General features: G+C 66.8%; 20 protein-coding genes. 10 read left to right on the top strand and 10 right to left on the bottom strand.

Going from position 1 to position 25,448, the window contains the following annotated elements:
- Nucleotides 1–14 precede the first annotated feature (14 nt).
- From ACZLIB_RS09180 to ACZLIB_RS09170, 3 genes are read right to left on the bottom strand one after another with little or no spacing between them, the layout of a single operon-like run.
- A complete protein-coding gene (locus ACZLIB_RS09180) occupies nt 15–3,095 on the bottom strand; it encodes an efflux RND transporter permease subunit (RefSeq protein ID WP_478469651.1) in 3,081 nt (1,026 codons plus the stop codon).
- The gene (locus ACZLIB_RS09175; RefSeq protein WP_478469649.1) at nt 3,092–6,613 is read right to left on the bottom strand and encodes an efflux RND transporter permease subunit; all 3,522 of its coding nucleotides are present in this window, start codon (nt 6,611–6,613) and stop codon (nt 3,092–3,094) included. The genes ACZLIB_RS09180 and ACZLIB_RS09175 overlap by 4 nt, the downstream gene beginning before the upstream one ends.
- Complete coding sequence (locus ACZLIB_RS09170; protein ID WP_121503068.1) at nt 6,610–7,761, bottom strand: efflux RND transporter periplasmic adaptor subunit; 1,152 nt, start codon at nt 7,759–7,761, stop codon at nt 6,610–6,612. The genes ACZLIB_RS09175 and ACZLIB_RS09170 overlap by 4 nt, the downstream gene beginning before the upstream one ends.
- Nucleotides 7,762–7,967: 206 nt before the next feature.
- Between ACZLIB_RS09170 and ACZLIB_RS09165 the strand changes: the two genes are divergently transcribed.
- Nucleotides 7,968–8,357: a c-type cytochrome gene (locus ACZLIB_RS09165; protein WP_005413034.1), complete on the top strand. Its 390-nt coding sequence runs from the start codon at nt 7,968–7,970 to the stop codon at nt 8,355–8,357.
- A 9-nt stretch (nt 8,358–8,366) separates the two neighbouring features.
- Nucleotides 8,367–8,828 (top strand): c-type cytochrome, encoded by a 462-nt coding sequence (locus tag ACZLIB_RS09160; RefSeq protein ID WP_049423686.1) that lies wholly within the window; start codon nt 8,367–8,369, stop codon nt 8,826–8,828.
- A 185-nt stretch (nt 8,829–9,013) separates the two neighbouring features.
- On the opposite strand, the gene ACZLIB_RS09155 is transcribed toward ACZLIB_RS09160, so the two are convergent.
- Together ACZLIB_RS09155 and ACZLIB_RS09150 are read right to left on the bottom strand one after the other, a co-directional pair.
- Nucleotides 9,014–10,897 carry an ATP-binding cassette domain-containing protein gene (locus ACZLIB_RS09155; protein ID WP_005409272.1) on the bottom strand — a complete coding sequence of 628 codons (1,884 nt, stop codon included), beginning with the start codon at nt 10,895–10,897 and terminating at the stop codon, nt 9,014–9,016.
- A 298-nt stretch (nt 10,898–11,195) separates the two neighbouring features.
- Nucleotides 11,196–12,071 (bottom strand): LysR substrate-binding domain-containing protein, encoded by an 876-nt coding sequence (locus tag ACZLIB_RS09150; protein ID WP_478469647.1) that lies wholly within the window; start codon nt 12,069–12,071, stop codon nt 11,196–11,198.
- Between the two features lie 102 nt (nt 12,072–12,173).
- Between ACZLIB_RS09150 and ACZLIB_RS09145 the strand changes: the two genes are divergently transcribed.
- The 4 genes from ACZLIB_RS09145 to dbpA all read left to right on the top strand — a co-directional run bounded on the left by ACZLIB_RS09145 (nt 12,174) and on the right by dbpA (nt 15,667).
- The gene (locus ACZLIB_RS09145; protein ID WP_478469645.1) at nt 12,174–13,253 is read left to right on the top strand and encodes a YeiH family protein; all 1,080 of its coding nucleotides are present in this window, start codon (nt 12,174–12,176) and stop codon (nt 13,251–13,253) included.
- A gap of 74 nt (nt 13,254–13,327) precedes the next feature.
- Complete coding sequence (locus tag ACZLIB_RS09140; RefSeq protein ID WP_478469918.1) at nt 13,328–13,870, top strand: CbrC family protein; 543 nt, start codon at nt 13,328–13,330, stop codon at nt 13,868–13,870.
- Nucleotides 13,871–13,911: 41 nt separating this feature from the next.
- Nucleotides 13,912–14,184 carry a hypothetical protein gene (locus ACZLIB_RS09135; RefSeq protein WP_032128315.1) on the top strand — a complete coding sequence of 91 codons (273 nt, stop codon included), beginning with the start codon at nt 13,912–13,914 and terminating at the stop codon, nt 14,182–14,184.
- A 106-nt stretch (nt 14,185–14,290) separates the two neighbouring features.
- Complete coding sequence (gene dbpA, locus ACZLIB_RS09130) at nt 14,291–15,667, top strand: ATP-dependent RNA helicase DbpA (RefSeq protein WP_478469643.1); 1,377 nt, start codon at nt 14,291–14,293, stop codon at nt 15,665–15,667.
- A gap of 174 nt (nt 15,668–15,841) precedes the next feature.
- On the opposite strand, the gene ACZLIB_RS09125 is transcribed toward dbpA, so the two are convergent.
- The 4 genes from ACZLIB_RS09125 to ACZLIB_RS09110 form a co-directional block, all read right to left on the bottom strand.
- The gene (locus ACZLIB_RS09125) at nt 15,842–16,378 is read right to left on the bottom strand and encodes an adenine phosphoribosyltransferase (RefSeq protein WP_071228978.1); all 537 of its coding nucleotides are present in this window, start codon (nt 16,376–16,378) and stop codon (nt 15,842–15,844) included.
- Between the two features lie 677 nt (nt 16,379–17,055).
- Nucleotides 17,056–18,621, bottom strand: a complete 1,566-nt coding sequence (locus ACZLIB_RS09120) for a protein adenylyltransferase SelO (RefSeq protein WP_478469641.1) — start codon at nt 18,619–18,621, stop codon at nt 17,056–17,058.
- 32 nt (nt 18,622–18,653) lie between these two features.
- The gene (locus ACZLIB_RS09115; RefSeq protein WP_010484523.1) at nt 18,654–19,343 is read right to left on the bottom strand and encodes a glutathione S-transferase family protein; all 690 of its coding nucleotides are present in this window, start codon (nt 19,341–19,343) and stop codon (nt 18,654–18,656) included.
- Between the two features lie 189 nt (nt 19,344–19,532).
- Nucleotides 19,533–19,742 (bottom strand): cold-shock protein, encoded by a 210-nt coding sequence (locus ACZLIB_RS09110; RefSeq protein WP_004153307.1) that lies wholly within the window; start codon nt 19,740–19,742, stop codon nt 19,533–19,535.
- Nucleotides 19,743–20,043: 301 nt separating this feature from the next.
- On the opposite strand from ACZLIB_RS09110, the gene ACZLIB_RS09105 reads away from it, so the two are divergent.
- Nucleotides 20,044–20,532 (top strand): YaiI/YqxD family protein, encoded by a 489-nt coding sequence (locus tag ACZLIB_RS09105; protein WP_010484520.1) that lies wholly within the window; start codon nt 20,044–20,046, stop codon nt 20,530–20,532.
- 6 nt (nt 20,533–20,538) lie between these two features.
- On the opposite strand, the gene ACZLIB_RS09100 is transcribed toward ACZLIB_RS09105, so the two are convergent.
- The gene (locus ACZLIB_RS09100) at nt 20,539–21,417 is read right to left on the bottom strand and encodes a pseudouridine synthase (protein ID WP_071228980.1); all 879 of its coding nucleotides are present in this window, start codon (nt 21,415–21,417) and stop codon (nt 20,539–20,541) included.
- Nucleotides 21,418–21,541: 124 nt separating this feature from the next.
- On the opposite strand from ACZLIB_RS09100, the gene ACZLIB_RS09095 reads away from it, so the two are divergent.
- The 3 genes from ACZLIB_RS09095 (at nt 21,542) to ACZLIB_RS09085 (ending at nt 25,432) form a co-directional block, all read left to right on the top strand.
- Complete coding sequence (locus ACZLIB_RS09095) at nt 21,542–22,090, top strand: YaeQ family protein (RefSeq protein ID WP_049400101.1); 549 nt, start codon at nt 21,542–21,544, stop codon at nt 22,088–22,090.
- The gene (locus tag ACZLIB_RS09090) at nt 22,087–23,271 is read left to right on the top strand and encodes a BaiN/RdsA family NAD(P)/FAD-dependent oxidoreductase (RefSeq protein WP_478469639.1); all 1,185 of its coding nucleotides are present in this window, start codon (nt 22,087–22,089) and stop codon (nt 23,269–23,271) included. The genes ACZLIB_RS09095 and ACZLIB_RS09090 overlap by 4 nt, the downstream gene beginning before the upstream one ends.
- A gap of 91 nt (nt 23,272–23,362) precedes the next feature.
- Nucleotides 23,363–25,432 carry a GGDEF/EAL domain-containing response regulator gene (locus ACZLIB_RS09085; protein WP_049400115.1) on the top strand — a complete coding sequence of 690 codons (2,070 nt, stop codon included), beginning with the start codon at nt 23,363–23,365 and terminating at the stop codon, nt 25,430–25,432.
- Nucleotides 25,433–25,448: the final 16 nt, after the last annotated feature.

Below are 25,448 nucleotides of genomic sequence, written 5' to 3'. Positions count from 1 at the left end.
AGCAAGCTCGACCACTACACCGGGGTACCCGGCACGATCTCCAGACCGCGGGCGCGGCGGATCAGTCGCGTGACCGCACTGCGCAGGTCATCCAGCACTGCATAGATCGTCGGCAGGAACAGCAGGCTGACCACGGTCGAGAACGCCAGGCCGCCGGCAATCGCGCGCGCCATCGGTGCGTACTCCGGGCCGTTGCCGAACATCTGCGTACTGGTCAGCGAGATCGGCACCATCGCCAGGATCGCCGTGCCCATGGTCATCATGATTGGCCGCAATCGCTCGCGTGAGCCCTCCACCAGCGCCTGGGTGCGTCCCATGCCGCCGCGCCGCAGGTTGTTGATGTGCTCGATCATCACGATGCCGTTGTTCACCACCACGCCCATCAGCACCAGGATGCCGATGAAGGACATGATTCCGAACGAGGTACCGGTGATCCAGAACAACCAGAACACACCGAAGATCGAGAACAGCACGCCACTCATGATCGCCGCCGGGAACAGCAGCGACTCGAACACCGCCGCCATCACCACGTAGATCATCACCAGCGCGATCAGCAGGTTGAACACCATCTGCTGCATCGCTTCGTCGTCGTTGCCGTAGTCACCGCCATCGAAGGTGAAGCCATAGCCGGCCGGGAAGTTCATCGGCTTGAGCACCGACTCCATCGCCTTGCGGCCATCCGGCGCGGTGACCTTCTCGGCCAGGTTGGCCTTGATGGTCAGCGTGGTCTGGCGGTTGGTGCGTCCGATCTGGGTGGCTGACGAACCGACATCGACGGTGACCAGGCTCAGCAGTGGCACGCTGCGGCCATCGCCGGTGCGCACGCTGAAACCGGCCAGGTCTTCCGGGCTGCTCTGCTCGGCACCGGCGAAGCGCACCCATACCGGCACTTCGTTGTCGCCGCGGCGGAACTCGCGCATCGGTGCACCGCGCAGGGCCAGGCCGACGAAGCTGGCTACCTGTTCGGCATTGAAGCCGAACGCCGCCGCACGCTCGCGGTCGACGCGCACCTTCAGTTCACCACCCTTTTCGCCGTTGTCGATGCGCACATCGCGCAGCTCGGCGCGCTGGGCCAGCAGCGGCACCACTTCCTGGCCGATCTCCTGCAGCATCGAACTGGAGTCGCCGACCAGCTGCACCTGCACGCCCTGGTTGCCGCCACCGCCGCCATCACCGCCCTGGTTGCCAACGAAGTAGTCGGTGCGGGCCGACTTCGGCAGGCCCTTGCGCAGCTCTTCCTGCAGCGCCTTGATGTCCTTGGCGTACTTCTCGTCCAGGGTGACCACGGTGGAGCTGCCTTCCTGCTCGCTGTACCAGGAATACACCTGCTTGACGTGCAGGCGCTCGCGGTTGGCGTCGATCCAGTTCTCCACCCGCGCCACTTCCTCGGACATCTGCCGGTAGGTGTAGGCGCCCTTCCACATGTAGCCGATGAAGATGTCCTTGCCGCCGTCACCACCGAACATGTCGACCTTGGTCAGCTTCATCGGCACCAGGCTGACCAGCACCACCAGCACGATGCCGAGCAGGCTCCAGCCGCGATGGCGCAGCGACCAGTCCAGCAGTGTCGCGTAGCGCCGCTGCAGGCGTGCGATCACGCCGGTCTGCGAGTGCACCAGCTTCGGCGTGGCCATGCGCGCGGACAACATCGGGATCAGGCTGACCGCGACCAGCCACGAGGCCAGCAGCGAGACCGAGATGGTGATCGCGATCTGCGCCATGAAGATGCTGATGTTGTTGGTCTCGCCGAACAGGTTCGGCACGAACACGATGCAGTGGCACAGCGTACCGGCACTGAGCGCGATGGCCACGTTGCGGGTGCCGATGATCGAGGCCAGGCGCGGCTGCCCCGGCATGCGCTCGCGCTCCTGGTAGATGCTCTCCACCACCACCACGGCGTTGTCGACCAGCATGCCCACCGCCAGCAGCAGGCCCATCATGGTCAGGATGTTCAGCGTCACCCCGACGAAGTACATGAAGCCCAGGGTGATGGTGAAGCAGATCGGAATGGCCAGGGTCACCATCAGCGTGGACGGCCAATGGCGCAGGAAGAAGAACAGCACCGTGATCGAAAGGATCAGGCCGACCGCACCGGCCTCGGCCAGTTCCAGCAGCGAGGAGGTCACCGCCTTGCCCTGGTTGTCGATCACCTTGATCTGCACGTCGCGCATCGACGCTTCGGCACGGATCGATTCAACCTCGGCCAATGCCGCGCGCGACACTTCCACCAGATTGGCACTGCGCTCCTTGAAGATATCCAGGCCAACCGCCGGGTTGCCATCGAGACGGCGGCCGTAGTTCATCCGCGCCGGCTTCAGGCGCACATCGGCGATGTCCCCCAGGCGCAGGCCCTTGGCGTTGATCACCAGATCGCGCATTTCCTGCAGGTCGGTGATCTCACCCACTGGCTGCACGCGCACGCGCTGGCCGTTGTCGTCGATCTGCCCGGCCGAGATCGAGAAATTCAGCGTGCGCAGGCGCTCGCTCAGTTCATTGATGCTCAGGCCGTGCGCGTTGAGGCGGTTCGGATCAATGGCGATCTCGACCTCGTTCGGCGGCGCGCCGGTGATGTCGACACGCGCCACGCCGGGAATGCGTTCGATGCGCCGCTTGAACTCGCGGTCGAGCATGTCGTACGCGGTGGTCAGGTCGGTGGTGCTGGCCAGGCGCACCTTCAGCACCGGCTGATCACTGCTGGACCACTTGAACACGTTGTAGCGCTGCAGGTCGTCGGGCAGGTCGCTGCGGATCGCATCGATGCGCTCGCGCGCGTCGGACGCGGCGATCGCAATGTCGCGGTCCCAGTCGCTGAACTCGATGTAGATCAGCGCCGCCTCGGAGGTGGCCGACGAGCGCATGCGCTTGATGCCGGTCATTGTCGCCAGCGATTCCTCAACCGGGCGGATGATGGTCCGCTCCACTTCCTCCGGGGTCGAGCCGGTGTACGGGATCTGCACGAACAGGAACGGCGCGGAGATGTCCGGCAGCGCTTCCAACGGCAACCGGAACGAAGCGATCAGGCCGATCACCACCAGCGACACGAAACACATGATGGTGGTGACCGGACGGCGGATGGAGAACTCGGCCACACTCATGCCGGTTCCTCCGTACCCGCCGCACTGCCCGCTGCACCCGGCTCGATCTCACCGGCATGCTTGCGACCACGTTCGCGGTAATACGCATCGCCGCGACGGTCCATCAGGTCGTACACCACCGGGATCACCAGCAGAGTCAGCAGGGTCGACACCAGCAGGCCACCGATCACGGTGATCGCCATCGGCGCGCGCACTTCGGCGCCCTCGCCCATCGCCACCGCCAACGGCAGGAAGCCGAACAGCGTGCACAGCGTGGTCATGATGATCGGCCGCAGGCGCGAGCGCGCGCCTTCCACCAGCGCCTCGTGCTTGGCCACGCCGGCCTCGCGCAGCTGGTTGACCTTGTCGATCAGGATGATCGCGTTCTTGGTGACCAGGCCGACCAGCAGGATCAGGCCGATGAACACCACCACCGAAATGGGCTTCCCGGTCAGCATCAGCGCCAGGATCGCACCGACCAGCGCCAGCGGGATGGTAAACAGGATCACGAACGGGTGCAGCAGCGATTCGAACTGCGAAGCCATCACCAGATACACCAGGAAGATCGCCAGGCCGAAGGCGAAGATCAGCGACTTCGCCGCCTGCGCCAACTCCTCACCCTGGCCACCGATGTGCAGGCCGACACCCGCACCCAGCGGCTGCTCGGCGACCATCTGCTGCACTTCGCGCATGGCCGCGCCAAGATCGATGTCGCGCAGGTTGGCCGACACCACCGCCACCCGGGTCTGGTCGGCACGGTGGATCTCACTGGGGCCAGTGGTGGCGACCACTTCGGCTACCGCGTCCAGCGTGACCGGACGGGTGCTGCCCGGATTGACGATCAGCCGGCGGATGCTCTCCACGCTGGCGCGGTCGCCTTCCTGCGCACGCACCAGCACGTCGATCTTGCGGTCACGGAAGCTGTAGCGGGTGGCGACATCGCCGCGCACCTTCTTCACCACCACGTCGGCGATCTGGCGGGTGGTCAGGCCCAGTGCACCGGCACGCTCCTGGTCGAAGCGGATCTGGATTTCCGGGAAGCCTTCTTCCACCGTCGACTTCACGTCGGCGTAGTGCGCGTTACCGCGCAGCAGCGCCGCCAGGCGTTGGCCGGCCACTTCCAGCGTGGCCATGTCCTGCCCGCGCAGCTCGATTTCCAGCGGCGTGGAGAAGCTGAACAACGCCGGCCGCGCGAAGTCGACCTGTGCCCCCGGATGCTGACCCATGGTGTCACGCAGGCGCTCGGTGATCTCCGCTTCGGTACGCGCATTGCCGCCGCCTTCCATCACCACGGTCAGCTTGCCGATGTTCTCGCCGCTCTCGGTCGGGCTGGCATCCAGGCGGGTGCCACTGCCACTGACACCGTACAGCGAGGCCACGCCTTCGCCCTTGCCGTGTGCCAGCTGCAGTTCACGCACCAGCGCATCGGTCTGCTTCAGCGGCGTGCCGGCCGGCAGCTTCACCGTCATTTCGAAACGGTCCTGCGCCAGCTGCGGAATCAGGTCGGCACCGAGCATCGGCACCAGCGCCATGGTCGCCACGAAGATGATCGAGGCGACACCCAGCACCTTGCCCGGGTGCGCCAGTGCGCTCGGCAGCAGGCGCAGGTAGCCACGCTCGGCACCGGCGTACGGCTTCATCGCCAGATCGCTGGCCTTGCGCATCACCGGGCCGACCACCGCCACCACGCCACGCCACGCCCGCACCACCAGCCAGGCCAGCGCGTAGAAGCTCCAGCGCGCGGTCGCCACGGCACCACGACGGCCCAGTGCCACCGGCTTCTGCCAGCGGTTCTGCGGTTGCCACGGTTCGTTCGGCGCTTCTTCCGGGAACGCCAGCGGCGGCCGTCCCTTCAGCGAGCTCAGCATCGGGATCAGGGTCATCGACACCAGCAGCGAGATCGCGATGGCGATCGCCACGGTCAACGCCTGGTCGCGGAACAACTGGCCGGCGATGCCATCGACGAACACCAGCGGCAGGAACACCGCGATGGTGGTCAGGGTCGAGGCGACCACCGCCATGCTCACTTCGCGGGTACCGGCGATGGCGGCCTGCAGGATGCCCAGGCCACGCTCGCGCGCCTTGGCGATGCTCTCCAACACCACGATCGAGTCATCCACCACCAGGCCGGTGGCCAGTGCCAGACCGCCCAGCGACATCACGTTCAAGCTCAGGCCGAGCTGGCCCATGAAGAAGAATGTGGCGATGATCGAGACCGGCAGCGACAGGCTGATCACGAACGTGCTCCAGCCATCACGCAGGAACAGGAAGATGATCAGGATCGCCAGCAGGCCGCCGATCACTGCATCCTTCTTGACGTCGGCGATGGCGTGCTCGATGAAGCGCGACTGGTCCTCGATGGTGGTCATCTCGACGTCGGACGGGAACGTGCCCTTGATCTGCTCCAGGCGCTTGCGCAGCGCTTCGGCGGTGGACACGGTATTGGCGTCGCCTTCCTTGTAGATCGCCAGTTCCACCGATTCCTTGCCGCCCAGGCGGATCACCGCTTCGCGCTCCTTGTAGCCCTGGCGCACGGTGGCCACGTCCTTCAGGCGCACCGGCACACCGTTGGCGACCACGCTGGAACCACCGCCGGACGATGCGCTCTGCGCCGCCGATGCCGCCGCGATGGCTGCCGCCGAACCGGTCGACGCGGCGATGTTGAACATCTGCTGCAACGCCGAGTCGGCCGCGCTGCCGTTCGACGCCTGGGTGGTGACCAGCAGGTTGCGGATCTCCTCCAGATCGGCGAACTGGTTGACGGTACGCACCAGGAAGCGCTGCGAACCCTCCTCCAGGCGGCCGCCGGAGATGTTGATGTTCTCGTCCTTCAGGCGCTTGATGACGGTGTCGATCGGCAGGTTCAGCTGGGCCAGTTTCTGCTGGTCGATGTCGACCTGGATCTCGTCCTCGAGGCCGCCACCGACCTTGACCGCCGCCACGCCGCTGACCGGCTCCAGCTTCTTCTTCAGGTCTTCATCGGCATAGCGGCGCAGGCCGGTCAGCTCACGGACCGCATCGGCATCGCTGGTCGGCGCCACCTTGTTCGACAGCACCAGGCGCATGATCGGCTCGGTGGACGGATTGAAGCGCAGCAGCACCGGGGCCTTGGCCTCCAGTGGCAGGTTCAGCGCTTCCATCTTGTCGCGCACCTCCAGGCTGGCCTGGTCCATGTTGGTGCCCCAGGCGAACTCCAGCACTACATCGCTCTGGCCGGTGCGCGAGACCGACTTCAGCTTGCGCAGGTTCTTGACCACGCCGACCGCTTCTTCGACCGGCTGGGTGATCAGAGTTTCGATTTCGGTCGGCGCCGAACCGGTGTACTCGGTGCGCACGGTCAGCGTCGGGTAGCTCAGGTCGGGCAGCAGGTTGACCTTGAGGTTGCCCAGCGCGATCAGGCCGAACAGCAGCAGGGTGACCGTGCACATGGCGATGGTCACGCGGCGGCGGGTGGCGAATTCCACCAGACCGCCGCGCATGCTGGCGGCGGCGCCGTCGCTCGCCGGCGAGGCACCGTGGTCGTGGCCCGGGGCGGTCATTGCTTGCTCCCGGCCTTGTCTGCCGGCTTGGCCGATGCTGCGACCGTCTTCGCCTTTGCCTTCGGATCGGCGATCACCTGCACTGCGGTGCCGTCGCGCAGGGCGACCTTGCCGGCGGTGACCACCTGATCACCGGCCGCCAGGCCATCACGGATCTCCACCCACGGGCCCTCGGCGTAACCCAGCTTGACCGGAACGCGTGCGACCTTGCCTTCGCGCACCCGGAACACCGCCGGCTCACCATCGTCGAGCAGCGCCAGGCGCGGCACCACCAGCGCATCGGCACGCTGGTCGTAATCGATGCGGATGCGACCGAACATGCCGGGCTGCAACGCGTGCGCGGCGCCATCGAAGGCACTGACCACGCGAAACGTGCCACTGCCCGAATCCACCACCGGTGCGATGCGGTCGACGGTGCCGGTGAAGCTCTGCCCCGGCAGCGCGTCGGCGGCCAGCGTCACCGGCTGGCCGGCGCGCAGGGTGGCCAGCTCGCGCTCGGGCACGTTGAGGGTAGCTTCCAACCGCGAGTTGTCGACGATGCGGAAGATCGGCGTGTTGATCTGCACGAAGTTGCCGGTCTTGATCGAGCGCGACGCGATCACGCCGGAGATCGGCGCCACCACCGTGGTGTAGGACAGTTCCAGCGTGGCCAGGCGGTACTGCGCGCGGACGTTTTCCAGGTCGTAACGCAGCTGGTCGACATCGGCGGCGCTGACCATCTGCTGGCCAACCAGTTTCTGCGCGCGCTGGTAGTTGTTTTCCAGCTTGCGCATCTGCGCTTCGCTCTGTGCCACGGCCAGGCGCGCGCGGTCCGGGTCCAGACGCACCAGCGGCTGGCCGGCGGTCACCCGCTGGCCTTCCTCGACCAGCACCGCCAGCGCCACGCCGGAGGTCTTGGCGACCACCTGCGACTCGGCACGCGGCTCCAGCGCAGCGGTGCCGGTGTAGCTGGCGGCGACCGCGCGATGGCTCGCCACGGCCACCTCGACCGGAACCGCGTCGACCTTCTTCTCCTCCTTGGTCTCGGCGGCCTTGGCTTCGGAATTGGGCCCTGCGGCGCAACCGCCCAGCAGCAGGGAGGTGGAGATCAGCAGTGCGGCAGCGCAGATTCCGCTGCGGCGGCCGGACAGGAAGGTTGGGTGAGACATCGTCAGATCCCTGGAGGATGCGTGGACAGGTGTGGTAGCAAAGTAATGCACCACTTCACGGCAACACCATATCCCAAAGGTCATGGTGTCTTCGTGCCACCGGTCGGCCCGCCCCCCATTTCAGCTAGATGAAACCTGGGGCTATACTCGGGTCGTTCCGTACCCCACGCCGGAACGACCAGACCCGAATCCCCGGAAACGACACCATGCGCCCGCAGCCGCTCGCCGCTTGTCTCGCTCTGGCCGTCCTCCTGCCCCTTGGGGCCGCGGCACAGCCCGCTCCTGCTCCTGCCACACCTGCCCCGGCCCCGGCTCCCGCCGCTGCCCCGGCGCCTGCCGCCCCCACCGGCAACTTCGACAATGGCCGCGTGCTGGCCTACACCTGCCAGGGGTGCCACGGCATCACCGGCTACAAGAACGCCTACCCCAGCTACCGGGTGCCGAAGATCGGCGGCCAGACCCAGCAGTACCTGGCCCAGGCCCTGACCGAGTACCGCCAGGGCAAGCGCAGGCATCCGACGATGCAGGCGCAGTCGATGAGTTTCAGCGAACAGGAGATCGCCGATCTCTCTGTTTACCTGTCCACCGTCAAGTAAGGCCCGCCCATGTCGAAAGCCGCGCATCCGATGCGTCACGCCATCGCGCTGTCCGTTGCCCTGCTGCTGGCCGCCTGTTCACAGTCGCAGGTGGAAAACAGCGAGAAATCCGCCGCCGACCCGGGCCATGCCAGCGGCGAACACGGTTCTTCATCCTCTGCCGGCCTGCCACCAGGCCGCGAGGCCGCCGGTGAAGCCCGCGCCAAGGTGAAGAGCAAGGCCACCAACCAGAGCTGCCTCGACTGCCACGGCGCCGATGGCAACGCGCCGATCGATGCGACCTATCCGAAGCTGGGTGGGCAGTACGGTGATTACCTGGCGCATGCGCTGCAGGCCTACCGCGCCGGTGACCGCCAGCATGCGCTGATGACGCCGCAGGCGAAGGACCTGAGTGATCAGGACATCGCCGATCTGGCGGCGTATTTCGGCAGCCGGCCGAGCCAGCTGCGGGATCTGCACGGGGTTAAATGACCGCCGGCGCCCCGGTGGGTGCGGACCTTGGTCCGCACGGACCGTTGATTGGTGGGTGCGGACCTTGGTCCGTACGGAGGCGTAACCGGCTTCGGTAGGTGCGGACCGTTGGTCCGCACGGATCCCGATATCCACGCATGGCGTGGATCTACTGAGTTCACCGGCAGCGCCGGCGGACGCTCAGCTCAGCCTTCCAGCTCTTCCCAGCGCGCGTACGCGGCATCCAGCTCGGCCTGCACCTTGGCCAGCTGCTGGGTGTGCGCGGTTACTTCGGCACTGCTGCGGGTGTAGAACGACGGGTCGTTCATCGCCGAGGTCAGCCCTTCGACGTCGCCTTCCAGCTTCTCGATGGTCTTCGGCAGCTGCTCCAGTTCGCGCGCTTCCTTGTAGGCCAGCTTGCGCTTGGGTGCAGCCGGAGCTGCGGTAGCCGGGGTGGCCGGCGCAGCGGCCGCCGGCTTGGCGGCAGGGGCCGCGGCAGGCGCTGCGATGCTGGCCGCATAACGCTGCCAGTCGCTGTAGCCCCCCACGTACTCGCCGATCACGCCGTCGCCTTCCATCACCAGCGTGGAGGTCACCACGTTGTCGATGAAGTCACGGTCGTGGCTGACCAGCAGCAGCGTACCGGTGTACTCGCCCAGCAGCTCTTCCAGCAGCTCCAGGGTTTCCACGTCCAGGTCGTTGGTCGGTTCGTCCATCACCAGCAGGTTGGACGGCTGCGCGAACAGCTTGGCCAGCAGCAGGCGGTTGCGCTCGCCACCGGACAGGCGGGTAATCGGCGCACGCGCGCGCTCCGGGGTGAACATGAAGTCCTGCAGGTAGGCATGCACATGCTTGCGCTTGCCGTTGAACTCGAGGAAATCGCGGCCTTCGGCGACGTTCTCGATCGCGCTCCAGTCTTCGCGCAGCACGGCGCGGTACTGGTCGAAATACGCGATCTGCAGGTTCGTGCCGGCGTTGACTTCGCCCTTGGCCGGCTGCAGCTCGCCCAGCAGCAGCTTCAGCAGCGTCGTCTTGCCGCTGCCGTTGGGGCCGATCAGGCCGATGCGGTCGCCGCGCATGATGGTGGTGGTGAAGTCGCGGACCATGGTGCGCTCACCGAAGGCGAACGAAATATCCTTGACGTCGATGACCTTCTTGCCGGAACTGACGCCCTGTGCGGCTTCCATCTTGACGTTGCCGCTGAGGTCGCGACGCTGCGAACGCTCCACGCGCATCGCCTTCAGGCGGCGCACGCGGCCTTCGTCGCGGGTGCGACGGGCCTTGATGCCCTGCCGGATCCAGACTTCTTCCTGCGCCAGCAGCTTGTCGAAGCGGGCGTTTTCCTGCGCCTGCGCATTGAGGCGTTCCTCGCGGCGGCGCTCGTAGTTGGCCCAGTCACCTGGCCAGCTGGTGACCTGGCCGCGGTCGATCTCGACGATGCGGGTGGCCAGGGCACGCAGGAAGCGGCGGTCATGGGTGACGAACACCACGCTGCCACTCCAGCCCTTCAGGAACGCTTCGAGCCAGTCGATGGCTTCGATGTCCAGGTGGTTGGTCGGTTCGTCCAGCAGCAGCACATCGGGGCTGGACACCAGCGCGCGGGCGAGCAGCACGCGGCGCTTCATGCCGCCGGACAGGCGGCCGAACTCGGCCTCGCCATCCAGGTCGAGCTTGGTCAGGGTTTCGCTGACGCGCTGGTCCAGGCCCCAGCCGTTGGCGGCATCGATCTTGGCCTGCACGTTGCCGAGGGCTTCGCCATCGAAGACTTCGGCATGGCTGAGGTGGTGGAATTCGGCCAGCCACTGGCCCAGCTCGCCAAGGCCGTCGGCGACGACGTCGAACACCGAGCCAGCAGCGCCGTGCGGCACTTCCTGCTCCAGGCGGGTGACACGCACGCCCTGCTGCACGCGCACTTCGCCGTCATCGGGCTTGTGGTCGCCGGACAGCAGCTTGAGCAGGGTGGATTTGCCGGCGCCGTTGCGGCCGATCAGGGCGATGCGTTCGCCCGGCTCGATCGACAGTTCGGCCTTTTCCAGCAACAACGGGCCGCCGACGCTGAAGTCGACGTTCTGTAGGGTAATCAGAGGCATCCGCCTATTGTACGGGTTGGGGGCGTCGGCCGGGTTGCACCCGGCACCCGCGGTAGTGCCGGCCGCTGGCCGGCAACCTCAACAGCAACGTCAAAAGCTGGTTTCCTGTGGGAGGCTACCGCGATCTGTCGGGGCGGCATTCTGCTCTGGTGGGTGTCGACCTTGGTCGACACGGTAGATCCACGCCATGCGTGGATGAGCGCTGCAAGGCCTGTCGATCTGTCGGGGTCGGATCCCGTTGCTGCGCAACGGGCTCTGACCCCTTCGTGGAGTTCGCGCTGTGGAAGATGGATCCCGGCTACTGCACCTCCCCCAACAACGCCTGCAACCCCGGCAACCATTGCTTGCCGGGGTGGCGTACCAGCCACAGGGTGCGCTGCAGGGCGGGCAACGGGGTCTCAAGCACGCGCAGGCGGCCGAGGGCCAGCGGCTCTTCCAGCGCATGACGGGAAAGACAGGCCAGACCCAGTCCGGCGATGGCGGCCTGCTTGATCGCTTCGGTATTGCCCAGCTGCAGGGTCTGCGCGAAGCCGCGCAGGTGCGGCAGCAGCGCCTGTTCCACCGCTTCGCGGGTGCCGGAGCCCGGTTCGCGCAGCAGCCAGCGGGCGCGGCGGAGTTCATCCAGCGACCAGCGCGCGGGGGCGTCGGCGGCGCCGACGATCACCAGCGGATCCTGCTGCCAGGCGGTCACCTGCAGCCCGCGCTCGTGGCACGGGCCTTCGATCAGGCCGGCGTCGACGTCCAGTCGCTGCACGGCGGCGACCACGCCGGCACTGTTGTCGATGCGCAGGTCGACTTCGGCCTGCGGCGCCTGCCGCAGCAGTTCGGCGATGCGCGGCGGCAGCAGGTAGTTGCCAATGGTGGTACTGGCGGCCAGCACCAGCCGCAGCGGTGCACCCTGCGACGGGTCGCCGCCGGCAGCCAGCTGCCGCTCCAGATCGGCGGCATTGACCAGCAGGGTACGCGCCGGCTCCAGCAACGCGCGGCCGTGGCCGTTCAGGGCCAGGCGGCGGCCGATGCGGTCGAACAGCGGTGTGCCGAAGTGCGCCTCCAGCTCCTGCAGGGCGGCGCTGCTGGCCGACTGCGAGAGGGCGATGGCCTGGCCGGCGGCAGTAGTGCTGCCATGATCGGCGATGGCGACGAAGACCTGCAGCTGGCGCAAGGTCAGGCGCATGCAATTTACCCGCTTGATAGGTAGGTTTCACCCATATTATTCGTTTTACAGGTCAGCGACAGAGGCGCACGCTTGCCCCATCACTCCAGCCCTGCCCCTGCCATGAACGCCCCCGCTCTCTCCCCCTGGTCCCTGCCCGCCCTGCGCCAACGCTGGCAGCCGCGCCTGCCCGGCCTGCTGCTGGTGGGTCTGATCGCGGCGGCGTCGCTGTACCTGGCCGAGCTACCCTGGCTGCAGGCGCACGGTCTGAGCGCGCTGACCGTGGCCATCGTCGCCGGCATCGCAGTCGGCAACACCCTCTACCCGCGGCTGGCGCCGAGCAGCGCAGCCGGTGTCGGCTTCTCCAAGCACTGGCTGCTGCGCGCCGGCATCGTGCTCTACGGCCTGCGCCTGACCTTCCAGGACATCGGCCATGTCGGCGTCACCGGCGTGCTGATGGACGTGCTGGTGGTCGCCAGCACCTTCGGCCTGGCCTGCTGGCTGGGCATGCGCGTGTTCAAGATGGAGCGCGAGGCGGCGATGCTGATCGGTGCCGGCAGCGCGATCTGTGGTGCGGCAGCGGTGATGGCCGCCGAACCGGTGGTGCGTGGCCGCGCGGCACAGGTCACGGTGGCGGTGTCGACAGTGGTGGTGTTCGGCACGCTGGCGATGTTCCTGTACCCGGCGCTGTATGCGCTGGTGCAGTCACACGGCTGGCTGGCAATGGACGCGCGCCAGTACGGTCTGTTCACCGGCGCGACGGTGCATGAAGTGGCACAGGTGGTCGCCGCTGGCCGCGCGGTCAACGAAGCGGCGGCTGACACGGCGGTGATCACCAAGATGGTGCGGGTGATGCTGCTGGCACCGTTCCTGGTGGCGCTGTCGCTGTGGCTGGCGCGTGGCGGCAAGGCCAGCGCCGATGGCAGCAAGGCGCGCATTGTGGTGCCGTGGTTCGCTTTTGGTTTCGTGGCGGTGGCCGGTTTCAACTCGCTGCACCTGCTGCCGGCTGGCCTGCAGGCGGGGCTGGTGCAGCTGGATACCGTGCTGCTGGCGATGGCGATGGCCGCGCTGGGCCTGACCACCCACGTCTCAGCGCTGCGCCAGGCCGGGCTGAAGCCGCTGCTGCTGGCGCTGATCCTGTTTGCCTGGCTGCTGTTCGGGGGCCTGGCGATCCACCAGGGCGTGCTGGCGGTGCTTGGCTGATCGACCCTCCCCGCTTGCCGAATCCATCCGCAGGCCGTAAAAGAACGTCCCCTGCGCTGGTCGACACGGACGACATGACCATCCATCACCTTCCGAGCTTCCGTTACCATCCGGACCCGGTAGCGACGGGCAACGTGGGGCCCTCCACTACGGCCTGCAGGGTCTGCCAGCAGGCGCGTGGATATGTGTACCTGCGCGATGCCCTGCATGATGGGCACAGTGATTTTTCGGAACAGATCTGCCCTTGGTGCATTGCCGATGGCCGTGCAGCATCGGCGCTGGATGTCGCATTTGCCTGCAGTCTGGACATCGACGAAAGCGTGTCCGAAACCGCATTGGAGGAGCTGTCCCTGCGCACGCCTGGCTACGTCAGTTTTCAGGGGGAGAAATGGCTGGCGCATTGCAACGATATCTGCCGCTTCCTGGGCGACGCCACGATGGAACAGGTGAGTCAGGCCACTGCAGCGACCATCGCGGCCTGGTGCGCGGCCAATGACGCCGACGAATCACTTTGGTCGGAGCTGGTCGGCGACTACGCACCCGGTGGAGATATCGGCTTCTACACGTTCGAGTGCCTGCACTGTGGCCTGATTCAGTTCCATGTTGACGCGGCCTGAGCCTGCTCCGCATGTCCTACGTGGATCGTTAGACTTGAGGCATGCCCGCCTCCCCCGCCCTGCTGCCGGTCCCGTTGCGATTGCTGGATGATCGCTATGGGCCGGGCAATGTCGATGAAGCCGAAGACACGCTGATCGCGATCGTGCAGGCGGTGATGGGCGAGCAGGCAAGCTGCGCGTTCCATTTCGACACGCAGCACGCCAACCCGTGGTTTCACCAGCTGCTGCTGGAACCCCGGGTCGCCGGAAAGCCGGCCACCCAGGAGCAGCTGCAAGCGATGGCCGTACGGCTGGTGGCCCTCGGTTTGCACTGAAGGTTGGACAGTGTCATCCACGCATGGCGTGGATCTACTGGATCGCACACCCTGAGCGGGTGAAGAAGGCCGGGGGGCCCAGCCTTCCGGACGGGTACAATGCGCCATGACTGACTTCTCGACTCTGCCGCTGAGCCCGGCCCTGCAGCCCGGCCTGGACGCCCTCGGCTACACCACCCTCACCCCCGTGCAGGCGCAGAGCCTGCCGGCCATCCTGGATGGCCGCGATGTGATCGCACAGGCGCCGACCGGCAGCGGCAAGACCGCCGCCTTCGGCCTGGGCCTGCTGCAGGCCATCGACCCCAGCCTGATCCGTGTGCAGGCGCTGGTGCTGTGCCCGACCCGCGAACTGGCCGACCAGGTCGGCAAGCAGATCCGCAAGCTGGCCACCGGCATCCCCAACCTGAAGCTGCTGCTGCTGGTTGGCGGCGTGCCGCTGGGCCCGCAGCTGGCATCGCTGGAAGGCCACGATCCGCATGTGGTGGTCGGCACGCCCGGCCGCGTGCAGGAACTGGCACGCAAGCGTGCGCTGAACCTGGGCGCGGTGCGCACGCTGGTGCTGGATGAGGCCGACCGCATGCTCGACATGGGCTTCGAAGAGCCGATCCGCGAGATCGCCGGCCGCACCCACAAGGATCGCCAGAGCCTGCTGTTCTCGGCCACCTTCCCCGACAGCATCCGCGCCATGGCGCGTGACCTGCTGCGCGACGCAGTGGAAGTGACCGTGGAAGGCGCCGACCAGGCCCCAGCCATCCGCCACCTGTTCTGCGAGGTGGAACCGGCACATCGCCAGAAGGCACTGGCCGGCCTGCTGCTGAAGTACACGCCGGAATCGGCGGTGGTCTTCTGCAACACCCGCAAGGACGTGGACGAAGTGGCCAACTCACTGCAGCAGTTCGGCTTCTCTGCACTGGCCCTGCATGGCGACATGGAACAGCGCGATCGCGAGGAAGTGTTGTTGCTGCTGGCCAACCGCAGCTGCAACGTACTGGTGGCCAGCGACGTCGCCGCACGCGGCCTCGATGTGGAAGAGCTGGCGGCGGTGATCAACTACGAGCTGCCCACCGATGTGGAGAGCTACCAGCACCGCGTCGGCCGTACCGGCCGAGCCGGTGCCAGTGGCCTGGCGATCAGCCTGGTGGCCGGCCGCGAGAAGACCCGCGCCGAAGCCATCGAAGCGCAGATGGGGCAGCCGCTGGACTGGCAGAAGACGCCGCTGGCAACCTCGCGCCCGTCTGAACTGCCGCAGGCCGCAATGCGCACGCTGCGCATCGACGGCGGCAAGACCGACAAGCTGCGCCCGGGCGACATCCTCGGTGCACTGACCGGTGATGCCGGCCTGTCGAGCAAGTTCATCGGCAAGATCGCGATCTTCCCGACCCGCTCCTATGTGGCGATCGCGCGTGAGCAGGCCAACAAGGCCGTGGCCAAGCTGGAAGCCGGCAAGATCAAGGGCCGTCGTTTCCGCGTGCGGATGTTGTGATTGAAGCAGCGTTGCCAACCACGGTTGGCAACGATCTGACCTGGTAGGGGCCAACCTTGGTTGGCCCATCCGTGGCGCCAGTCGCGAAAGGCGCTGCCAACCAAGGTTGGCAACTACCGGCTCCAAGCCATTCGCTCTGGTAGATGCCAACCTTGGTTGGCACCCACCCTTCGATCAGAACACCAGTTCGGTGTACAGCGGCAGATCCGCTTCCCAGCGCGCGCGGCCGCCGAGACCGTCGAGTTCGACCAGTACACCGGCGCCGACCACGTCAACGCCCAGGCGGCGCACCAGCGACAGCGCCGCGACCAGCGTGCCGCCAGTGGCCAGCACGTCATCGATGATCGCCACGCGGGCACCGGCCGGCAGCGCATCGGCGTGCACTTCGATGCAGTCACTGCGGTATTCCAGCGTGTATTCCTCGCGCAGCACCTGGCCCGGCAGCTTGCCCGGCTTGCGCACCGGCACGAAGCCGACGCCCAGTTCCAGCGCCATCGCGGCGCCGAGGATGAACCCACGCGATTCGATACCGATCACCGCGTCCAGCTTCTGGTCGCGCCAGCGGTCGGCCATCGCGGTGATGGCACCGCGGAAGTCCTCGCTATGGGCGAGCAGCGGCATGATGTCCTTGAAGAGGATGCCGGGCTTGGGGAAGTCGGCGATGTCGCGCAGGCGGGAGGCCCACTGCGGAGCGACGATGGCGTCGGTCATGTCACGTTGGCTATCTGATGGCGGCATAGGGTACCTGTTCCGGGCGTCGCCTGCCTGTTGGGGGTATTCGGCCGGGCTGCGCCCGGCACCTGCAGAGGCCAGATCAAACGCCAGAGCAAAAGCGGATTCCGTGGTCTGGCGGGGCGGTGTCGGAGTGCGGGGACGCCGCAAGTACGTCCCTGTAGGCTTGGCAGCCGCTTGCTCGTGTGCGCTGTCCTGCGCACATGGCAAGACCGGGGTTGGGCGTCCTCCCCAACCCGCCCGAGGCATGCCTCGGGCCCATGCGGCTCACGCCCCCGCAACCGGACCCACCCTGCCTTCGACAGATTTCTGCGATCTGTCGGGCATTGCTTTCTGTAGATCCACGCCATGCGTGGATGGATCTCTACCGAAATCGAATGTTTCGAGAATTGAACGAAGAGCATCCACGCATGGCGTGGATCTACCGTGTCGACCAAGGTCGACACCTACCAACAGCCGCCGGAATCTGTCAGAGGTGGGGCGGTGTCGGAGTGCGGGGTGTCAGCCGCATGGATGCGGCTGCCAAGCCTACAGGGACGTACTTGCGGCGTCCCCGCACTCCGACACCACCCCGCCAAACCACGGAAGCCAGCTCTTGCCTTGGCTTTTGACCTGGCCTCTGCGGGTGCAGGGCGCAGCCCTGCCGAAACCCACCCTCAGGAACTGCAGGACAGCATCGAGCAGCCGGCACGGTTGTCTGCCCACGCCGGGCGCTTGCCGGCGAAATGCTCCAGCCCGGCACGCTCGGTGTACGGATCACGCAGCACGTCCTGCAGTGCGTGAACGCCACCGAGGTCGCCCTGCTCTGCACGATCGATGGCTTCCTGCGCCAACCAGTTGCGCAGCACGTACAGCGGATTGGCCGCGGCCATCTTCGCGGTGCGCTCAGTGGCCGACAGCGGATCGGCCTGCAACCGTGCCGCGTAGTCCTGCAGCCACTGCTGCAACGGAGCCTGCACCGCCTGCTGGCGCGCCTCGTCGTAGTACACCGCGTCCAGCAGCGCCGCATCCGGTTCCGCCGGATCGAGGCGCATCAGCGCGCGCCAGGCCAGGGTCATGTCCATGCCACCGTCCTGCATCAGCTGCTGCCAGCGCAGGTAGAGCTGCAGGTCGTCATCGTCGGCAGCGGCCAGGCCCAGCTTGGCTGCGGCATCGCGACGGGTGCAGGCCACGAAGGTGGATTGGTAGGCCGCCAGACCGGCCTGCAGCGGCGCCACATCGGCGAACAACGGCGACAACGCCTGGGCCAATCGGCTCAGGTTCCAGTACGCCACCTGCGGCTGGGTACCGAAACGATAACGGCGGCCCTGTGCGTCGGTGGTGTTCGGCGTCCAGTCCGGATCGAAATCCTCGACCCAGCCGTAAGGGCCGTAATCGAGTGTGACGCCGAGCACGGACAGGTTGTCGGTGTTCATCACGCCATGCACGAAACCCACGCGCATCCAGTGCGCGATCATCTCGGCGGTGCGCACCGCGATCTGCGCGAACCAGTCGCCGTACAGCGTCTCGCCCTCCCCTTCCAGCTCGGGGAAATCGCGGGCGATGCAGGCATCAACCAGCTGCTGCAGCAGGGCGGTTTCACCACGCGACGCAGGCAGCTCGAACGAACCGAAGCGCAGGAACGACGGCGACACCCGGCATACGATGGCACCAGGCTCGGCGCGCGGATGACCGTCGTAGAACATGTCACGCACCACGTCGTCGCCGGTACCGACCAGCGACAACGCGCGCGTGGTCGGCACCCCCAGATGGTGCATCGCTTCACTGCACAGGAATTCGCGGATCGACGAGCGCAGCACTGCGCGCCCATCGGCGCCGCGCGAGTAAGGCGTGGGGCCGGCCCCCTTCAGCTGCAGCTCCCAGTGGCGGCCATCCGGCGCGACCAGTTCACCCAGCGAGATCGCACGGCCGTCGCCGAGCTGGCCGGCCCAATGGCCGAACTGATGGCCACCGTAGTTAGCCGCCCAAGGCTGCATGCCTGCGTACAGTGCGTTGCCACCGAATACACGGGCGAAGCCTTCGCTCTCGACCTCAGCGGTATAGAAGCCAAGCATTTCGGCCACGTCCGGCGCCCAGGCCAGCAGCGTGGGCGCCGTCACCGGGGTCGGCATCACTGGCGACCAGGCCGCGCCCAGCACTTCACGCCTGCGCGGGCCGGATTCGGGGTCGCCCGGCAGGGCATGCAGCAGGCGGTTGTCGAAACGGGGGCTGTCGGTATCCATGGTGCTGAAGATGGGGGCGAAGGCCGCCCGCCTCAATTGCCGCTGAGCGCCTGCAGGTGGCCGCCGTGGGCCTCGGCACGCTGGTAGGCCGGGCGCTCACCGATACGCTTGAGGAAGCCACGCAGTGCCGGCTTGTCGTCGAGGCCACCACCGCGCGCGGCAGCGGCCTGGATCGGGAAGCTCATCTGGATGTCGGCCGCACTGAAGCGCTCGCCGGCGAACCACGGGCTTTCGGCCAGGCGGCGCTCCATCCAGTCCAGGTGCAGGCGCCGCTGCGGACCGATGAAGCCGCGCTCGGCCTTGTCGGCGATGCTGCGTGCGATCGGGCGCGCGAAAAACGGCATCGGCGCATTGCGGATGCGGCCCATCACCAGGGTCAGCAGCAGCGGCGGCATCGCCGAACCTTCGGCGTAGTGCAGCCAGTAGCGGTAGGCGATGCGCTCGGCACCATCGGCCGGCATCGGCGACGGCGACAGCTGGCGCTGGGTATCGTAGCGGTCGGCAAGGTAATCGAGGATGGCGCCGGATTCGGCCAACACCAGCTCACCATCCTGCAATACCGGCGACTTGCCCAGCGGATGCACGTTGCGCAGTTCCGGCGGCGCCAGCAGCGTCTTCGGATCGCGCGGATAGCGACGCAGCTCGTAGTCCAACCCCAGCTCCTCCAGCATCCACAGCACGCGCAGGGAACGGGAGTTTTCCAGATGGTGGACGATGCGCATGGACGGTTCCGCGATGGGAGGATGCATCTGATCTTAGCCCGCCCAGCTGCATGCCTTTTGTAGAGTCGAGCTTGCTCGACTGCTTTCCAGAGACAGTCGAGCAAGCTCGACTCTACAAAACAACGGGCAATAAAAAACGCCGGAAGCTTTCGCTTCCGGCGTTCTGGCTACCAAACGGTAGCAGACGGATTAGACCGCCTGCACCTGGTCAGCCTGCATACCCTTCTGACCCTGGACGGCGATGAAGGTAACCTTCTGGCCTTCCTGCAGGGTCTTGAAGCCGGTGCCCTGGATGGCACGGAAGTGCACAAACAGGTCCGGGCCGCTTTCCGGGGTGATGAAGCCGAAGCCCTTGGCGTCGTTGAACCACTTGACGGTGCCGGTCTGACGATCAGACATTTGACTAACTCCTGAAACACATGTTGAAAAAATCGCAGCCACCGGGTATCGGGGCCGAGACTGAGTTGCAGGCGTTGGTAAAGCGGATCGATGAGCGGATCGTGAGATCAACTGCACCAGGCCACGATTCACGGTGACCCTAGCAAACACAGTGGGACGAACGATACGCGTGTTTTCTGCAAAAAGCGATAGCCCGGACGTTCATGGGCAGACCCCGCCCGCTAGACGTGACAAGGGCTGGCAGCCGATCGAGGCTAACTCCGAGCCCCCATTCAGGATTTTCCTACCCTACACTGGGTAAATGACTGAAGCTGAAACCCAAGCTGAACCCGCTCTCCCACGCATCTGGGTAGACGCGGACGCCTGCCCCACCGTCATTCGCGACATCCTGTTCCGTGCCGCTGAACGCGTTGGGATCGAGCTGACCCTGGTCGCCAATCAGTGGATCCGGACCCCGCCCTCACGTTGGCTGCGCTCGATCCAGGTCCCCCAGGGCCTGGACGTGGCCGACAGCGCCATCGTCGAGCGGGTCGCCGCCGGTGACCTGGTGGTCACCCAGGACATCCCGCTGGCCGCTCTGGTGCTGGAGAAGAAGGCGGTGGCGCTGAACCCACGCGGCCAGCTGTACACCCCGAACAACATGGCCGAGCGGCTGTCGATGCGCAATTTCATGGAAGAGCTGCGCGGCGCCGGGGTGCAGACCGGGGGCCCACCGCCGCTGGGCCCGCGCGACCGGCAGCTGTTCGCGGCCGAGCTGGACCGCTGGCTGGCGCGACGCCCGGTTCGCTGAACGACCCTACCCGCTCTGGCCGGGCAGGCACAGGCGACGCTGGCTGCTGAACCGCCTGGGCTCCCCACTCAATGGATCGTCGAAGGTCAGCCCCTGCGCCAGCAGCTGCAGGGGTGACTCGACCGTTTCATCCGGGCGCGGCCTCAGCTGCGGATACAGGTCATCGCCCTCGATGGGGGCGCCCAGCATCGCCATATGCACGCGCAGCTGGTGCTTGCGGCCGGTTTCCGGCCGCAACCGGTAGCGCCAGACCGGCCCCTCGGCCTCGATCAGCTCGATCCGGCTGCGGGCATTGGGCTCGCCCGGCACTTCGGCCATGCGGAAGAACGGCTCCCCCGGCACCAGACGACTGTCCCGCTGCAGCGGAAACTCCAGCCCCGGCAGCGCCGGTGCCAGCGCCTCGTAGGTCTTCCCGATGCGCCGCTCGCGGAACAGCCGCTGGTAGGCATCACGCGTGCCTGCCTGGGTCGAGAACAGCACCAGGCCGGCGGTCAGCCGGTCCAAGCGGTGCAGCGGCACCAGCTCGGTGTTGCCGGTGCGGGCGACCAGGCGCGACAGCAGGGTTTCCCGTACATACCCACCGGCCGGCGTCACCGGCAGGAAGTGCGGCTTGTCGACCACCAGCAGGTGCGCATCCAGATGCAGGATGGTCTCGGCAAAGGGAATCACCGGCTCGTCGGCCACCTCGCGGAAGTACTGGATTTCCAGCCCCACCTGCCAAGGCATGTCCGGCGCCAGTGCCCTGCCCTGCGCATCCTGCACGCGGCCTCGGGCGAAGCGGTCCTGCCATTGCGCACGGTCGATGCGCGGGAAACGCGCGCACAGGCCATCGAGCAGGCTGGACCAGTGGCCGGGCGGCAGCTGCAGGCGGCTGGGCAAGGTCATGGCGTCCACTCCGGCCACGGGAAAGAGCGCAAGAGTGCCACCGTTGACGCTGCGCAGACAGACCGGCAACGGACACCCCTGGAGCAAACCTCTATCATTGTCGTCTTTAGTCCACGGACCCCCCATGGCCCTCACCGCCACCATCCGCAAGGCCGAACTGCAGATCAGCGACATGGATCGCGGCTACTACGCGACCCACAACCTGACCCTGGCCCAGCACCCGTCCGAGACCGACGATCGCCTGATGGTGCGCCTGCTCGCCTTCGCGCTGAACGCCGGCGACCGCCTGGAATTCGGCCGCGGCCTGAGCACCGATGACGAGCCCGATCTGTGGGAACACGACTACACCGGCGACATCCTGCAGTGGATCGACCTGGGCCATCCGGACGAATCGCGCATCCGCAAGGCCAGCAATCGCAGCCGCCAGGTGCAGGTGATCAACTACGGCGGCAACGCCTCGGAGATCTGGTGGGGCAAGCAGAGCAAGGGCCTGGCACGCTTCGACAATCTCTCGGTGGTTGATCTGGACGGTGAATTCGTCGAGCGCTGGGGCCAGCAGATCCAGCGCGCCATGCGCTGGAGCGTGCTGATCCAGGACGGTGAAGTGCAGCTGCTCAACGACCAGATCCAGCTCGACGTGATCCCGAACTGGCGCAAGCGCGCCAAGGCATGAGCACGATCCGTTGCGACGTGGTGGTCATCGGCGCCGGTGCGGCCGGGCTGATGACCGCGATCACGGCTGGTCAGCGCGGCCGCCAGGTGCAGGTGATCGACCATGCCAACAAGGTCGGCAAGAAGATCCTGATGTCCGGCGGTGGCCGCTGCAACTTCACCAACACCGGCACCACTCCGGCCAACTTCCTGTCGGCCAACCCGCACTTCTGCAAGTCGGCACTGGCGCGCTACACGCCCTGGCACTTCATCGAGCTGGTCAGCAAGCACGGCATCGCGTATCACGAAAAAGAGCTGGGCCAGTTGTTCTGCGATGTCTCGTCCAAGCAGATCGTGAAGATGCTGGTGGACGAATGCCTGGCGGCAGGCGTGCAGGTGCGTACCGACTGCAGCGTGCAGCGCATCGAGCATGGCAGCGATGGTTTCCGCGTGCACACCACGCAGGGCCTGTTCCATTGCGCCTCGCTGGTGGTGGCCACCGGCGGCCTGTCCATTCCCAGCATGGGCGCCACCGGCTTCGGCTATGAAGTGGCCCGACAGTTCGGCCACCAGGTGCTGCCGACCCGCGCCGGGCTGGTGCCGCTGACGCTCAGCGGCAAGCACCAGGAACGGCTGGCCGATCTCAGCGGCGTCGCTCTGCCCATCGAGGCGCGCTGCAACGGAAAGAGCTTCCAGAATTTCATGCTGCTGACCCATCGCGGCGTGAGTGGCCCGGCGATCCTGCAGATCTCCTCGTTCTGGCAACCCGGCGACGCGCTGGAGCTGGACCTGCTGCCCGGCCAGGATGCCGGCGAGTGGTTGCGCCAGATGAAGCGCGAACGTCCTGCCGCCGAGCTGCGCACGGTGCTGGCCGAGGTACTGCCGAAGCGGCTGGCACAGCGGTTGTGCGAACACTGGCTGCCCGACCGGCCCGTGCGCCAGCTGGACGAGCCGGTGCTGCGCCAGGCCGCACAGCTGCTGGCCGCGTTCCCGCTGGTGGCCAGCGGCACCGAGGGCTATCGCACCGCCGAAGTCACCCTGGGCGGCGTGGATACCGCCGAGGTGTCGTCCTCGACGATGGAATCCAAGCGCGTGCCCGGCCTGCATTTCGTTGGCGAGGTACTGGATGTGACCGGCTGGCTGGGCGGCTACAACTTCCAGTGGGCCTGGGCCAGCGGCCACGCGGCCGGTGGCGTGGTGTGAACCAGATCGCCGTTCGATGCGCGCAAGGGGTGCGCGCATGGACGGTTCGCCGCGCATCGTGTATCTAGATTCGCAGATTGGGGAGCAGTGCATGCAGAACGCGAACGACATCACCATCCGCCTGCTGATCGTCGATGACAGCGGCGAGAATGCCGAAGCCATCGTCAGCACGCTGCGCAACAGCGGCATCGCGGTACGCCCGTGGCGTCCGCAGGATGCAGCCGAGCTGGCCCAGGTGCTGGCCAGCCAGGCCATCGACCTGGTGCTGGCTTCGCCCTCCCAGGGCATCCCGCTGCCACTGGTGGCCCAGCATATTGCTGCCAGCGGCAAGGACATTCCACTGGTACTGCTGGCCGAGCGCATCGACGAGGACGAACTGGTGCAGGCCAGCAGCCATGGCATCCGCGCCCTCGCCCTGCGCCAGCGCCCCGAGCACCTGCTCGCCGTGGTCCGCGACCAGTGGGTGGACCTGCAGGCACGCCGCGGCCTGCGCCGCATCGAGGCGCAGATGCGCGAGACCGAGCGCCGCTGCGACGCGCTGATCGCCTCCTCGCGCGACCCCATCGCCTACGTGCATGAAGGCATGCACATCCGCGCCAACGACGCCTATCTGGAGATGTTCGGTTACGAACATTTCGACGACATCGAAGGCATCTCGCTGCTGGACATGGTCGCCGCCCAGCACGTGGAGGGCTTCAAGCAGCTGCTGAAGGGGCTGAGCCGTGGCGAGGCGCCGCCGCCGCAGTACCAGCTCGACGCGCGCCACGAGGATGGCAGCGCGTTCCCGGCGACGATGGAGTTTGCCGCTGCCACCTACGAAGGCGAATCCTGCCTGCAGGTGGTGCTCCGCCGCCGCATGGAATTCGACCCTGAGCTGGCACGTGAGGTCGAGGACCTGCGCCAGCGCGACCAGGTCACCGGCCTGCTCAATCGCCCGACCTTCATGCTGCAGCTGGAAAGCGCGGTGGCCCAGGCCGGGCGCAGCGAAGGCCAGTTCGGCCTGCTGCTGATCGAGCCGGACCACTACGCGCGCCTGCTGCCGGACATTGGCCTGGCCTCGGCCGACACCCTGATCGGCGCGCTCGCCGCGCTGCTGGCCGAAGTCGTTGGCGAAGACGCACAGCTGGCCCGCTTCGGCGAGCACAATTTCGCCGTGCTGCAGGCCGGGCCCTATGCGCAGACCGTGGCACTGGCCGAGCGCATCCGCGAAGCCTACGCCGCACACGTCTTCAGCATCGGCGCGCGCTCGGCCACGGTAACGGTCAGCATCGGTGGCGTGCAGGTGGGCGAGAAGATCGCCAGCATCGGCCAGGTGCTGGCGCGCGCCAGCGAGTGCACGCAGGCCGCCGCCGAACTGGGCAACACCTGCCGCATCTTCGACCCGGCTGCCGCCGACCGCGTGGAGGAAGAACGCGTGCTGCGCTGGGTCGCCCGAATCCGTGAAGCGCTGGCCGGTGACGGCTTCCAGCTGCACTACCAGCCGGTGCTGAACCTGCAGGGCGAGTCGCTGGAGCTGTATGAGGCCTACCTGCGCCTGGAGCACAATGGCGAACTGCTGAGCCCGACCGCGTTCCTCGGTATCGCGGAGGAGCACGGCCTGCTGGCCGACATCAACCGCTGGGTGGTGTCACGGGCCATCGCGGTGCTGGGCCAGCGTGCACGCGAAGGCCATGCCACGCAGATGCTGGTGAAAGTGACGCCGGAATCCTTCGACGACCCGCAGATGATCGCTACCCTGCGCCGCGAGCTGCAGGCTCAGGGTGTGCCTGGCGAACGGCTGTGGCTGCATGCGCCGGAAGCGAAGGTGTTCACCCACCTGCGCAGTGCACAGCAGTTCCTTGCTGAAGTGGCACCGCTGGGCTGCCGCATCGGCCTGGAGCAGTTCGGTTCGGGGCTGGATTCGTTCCAGCTGCTGGCCCACTTCCAGCCGCAGTTCCTCAAGCTGGACCGCGGCTTCACCGGTGACCTGGCGGCCACCCGCGAGAACATCGACCGCATCAGCCAGATCACCGCGCGCGCGCAGGAAGCCGGCATCCGCACCATCGCCGAGTTCGTCAGCGATGCCAATTCGATGACGTTGCTGTTCAGCGCCGGCGTGGACTACGTGCAGGGCGACTTCGTCGGCCCGGCGTTGCCGGAGATGGGCTTCGAGTTCGGATGACCGATGGTAGTGCCGG

Source organism: Stenotrophomonas sp. 220_Sma (assembly GCF_056487375.1).
The sequence above is the reverse complement of the archived record's forward strand: the minus strand, read 5'-3'. Positions and strand labels throughout refer to the sequence as shown.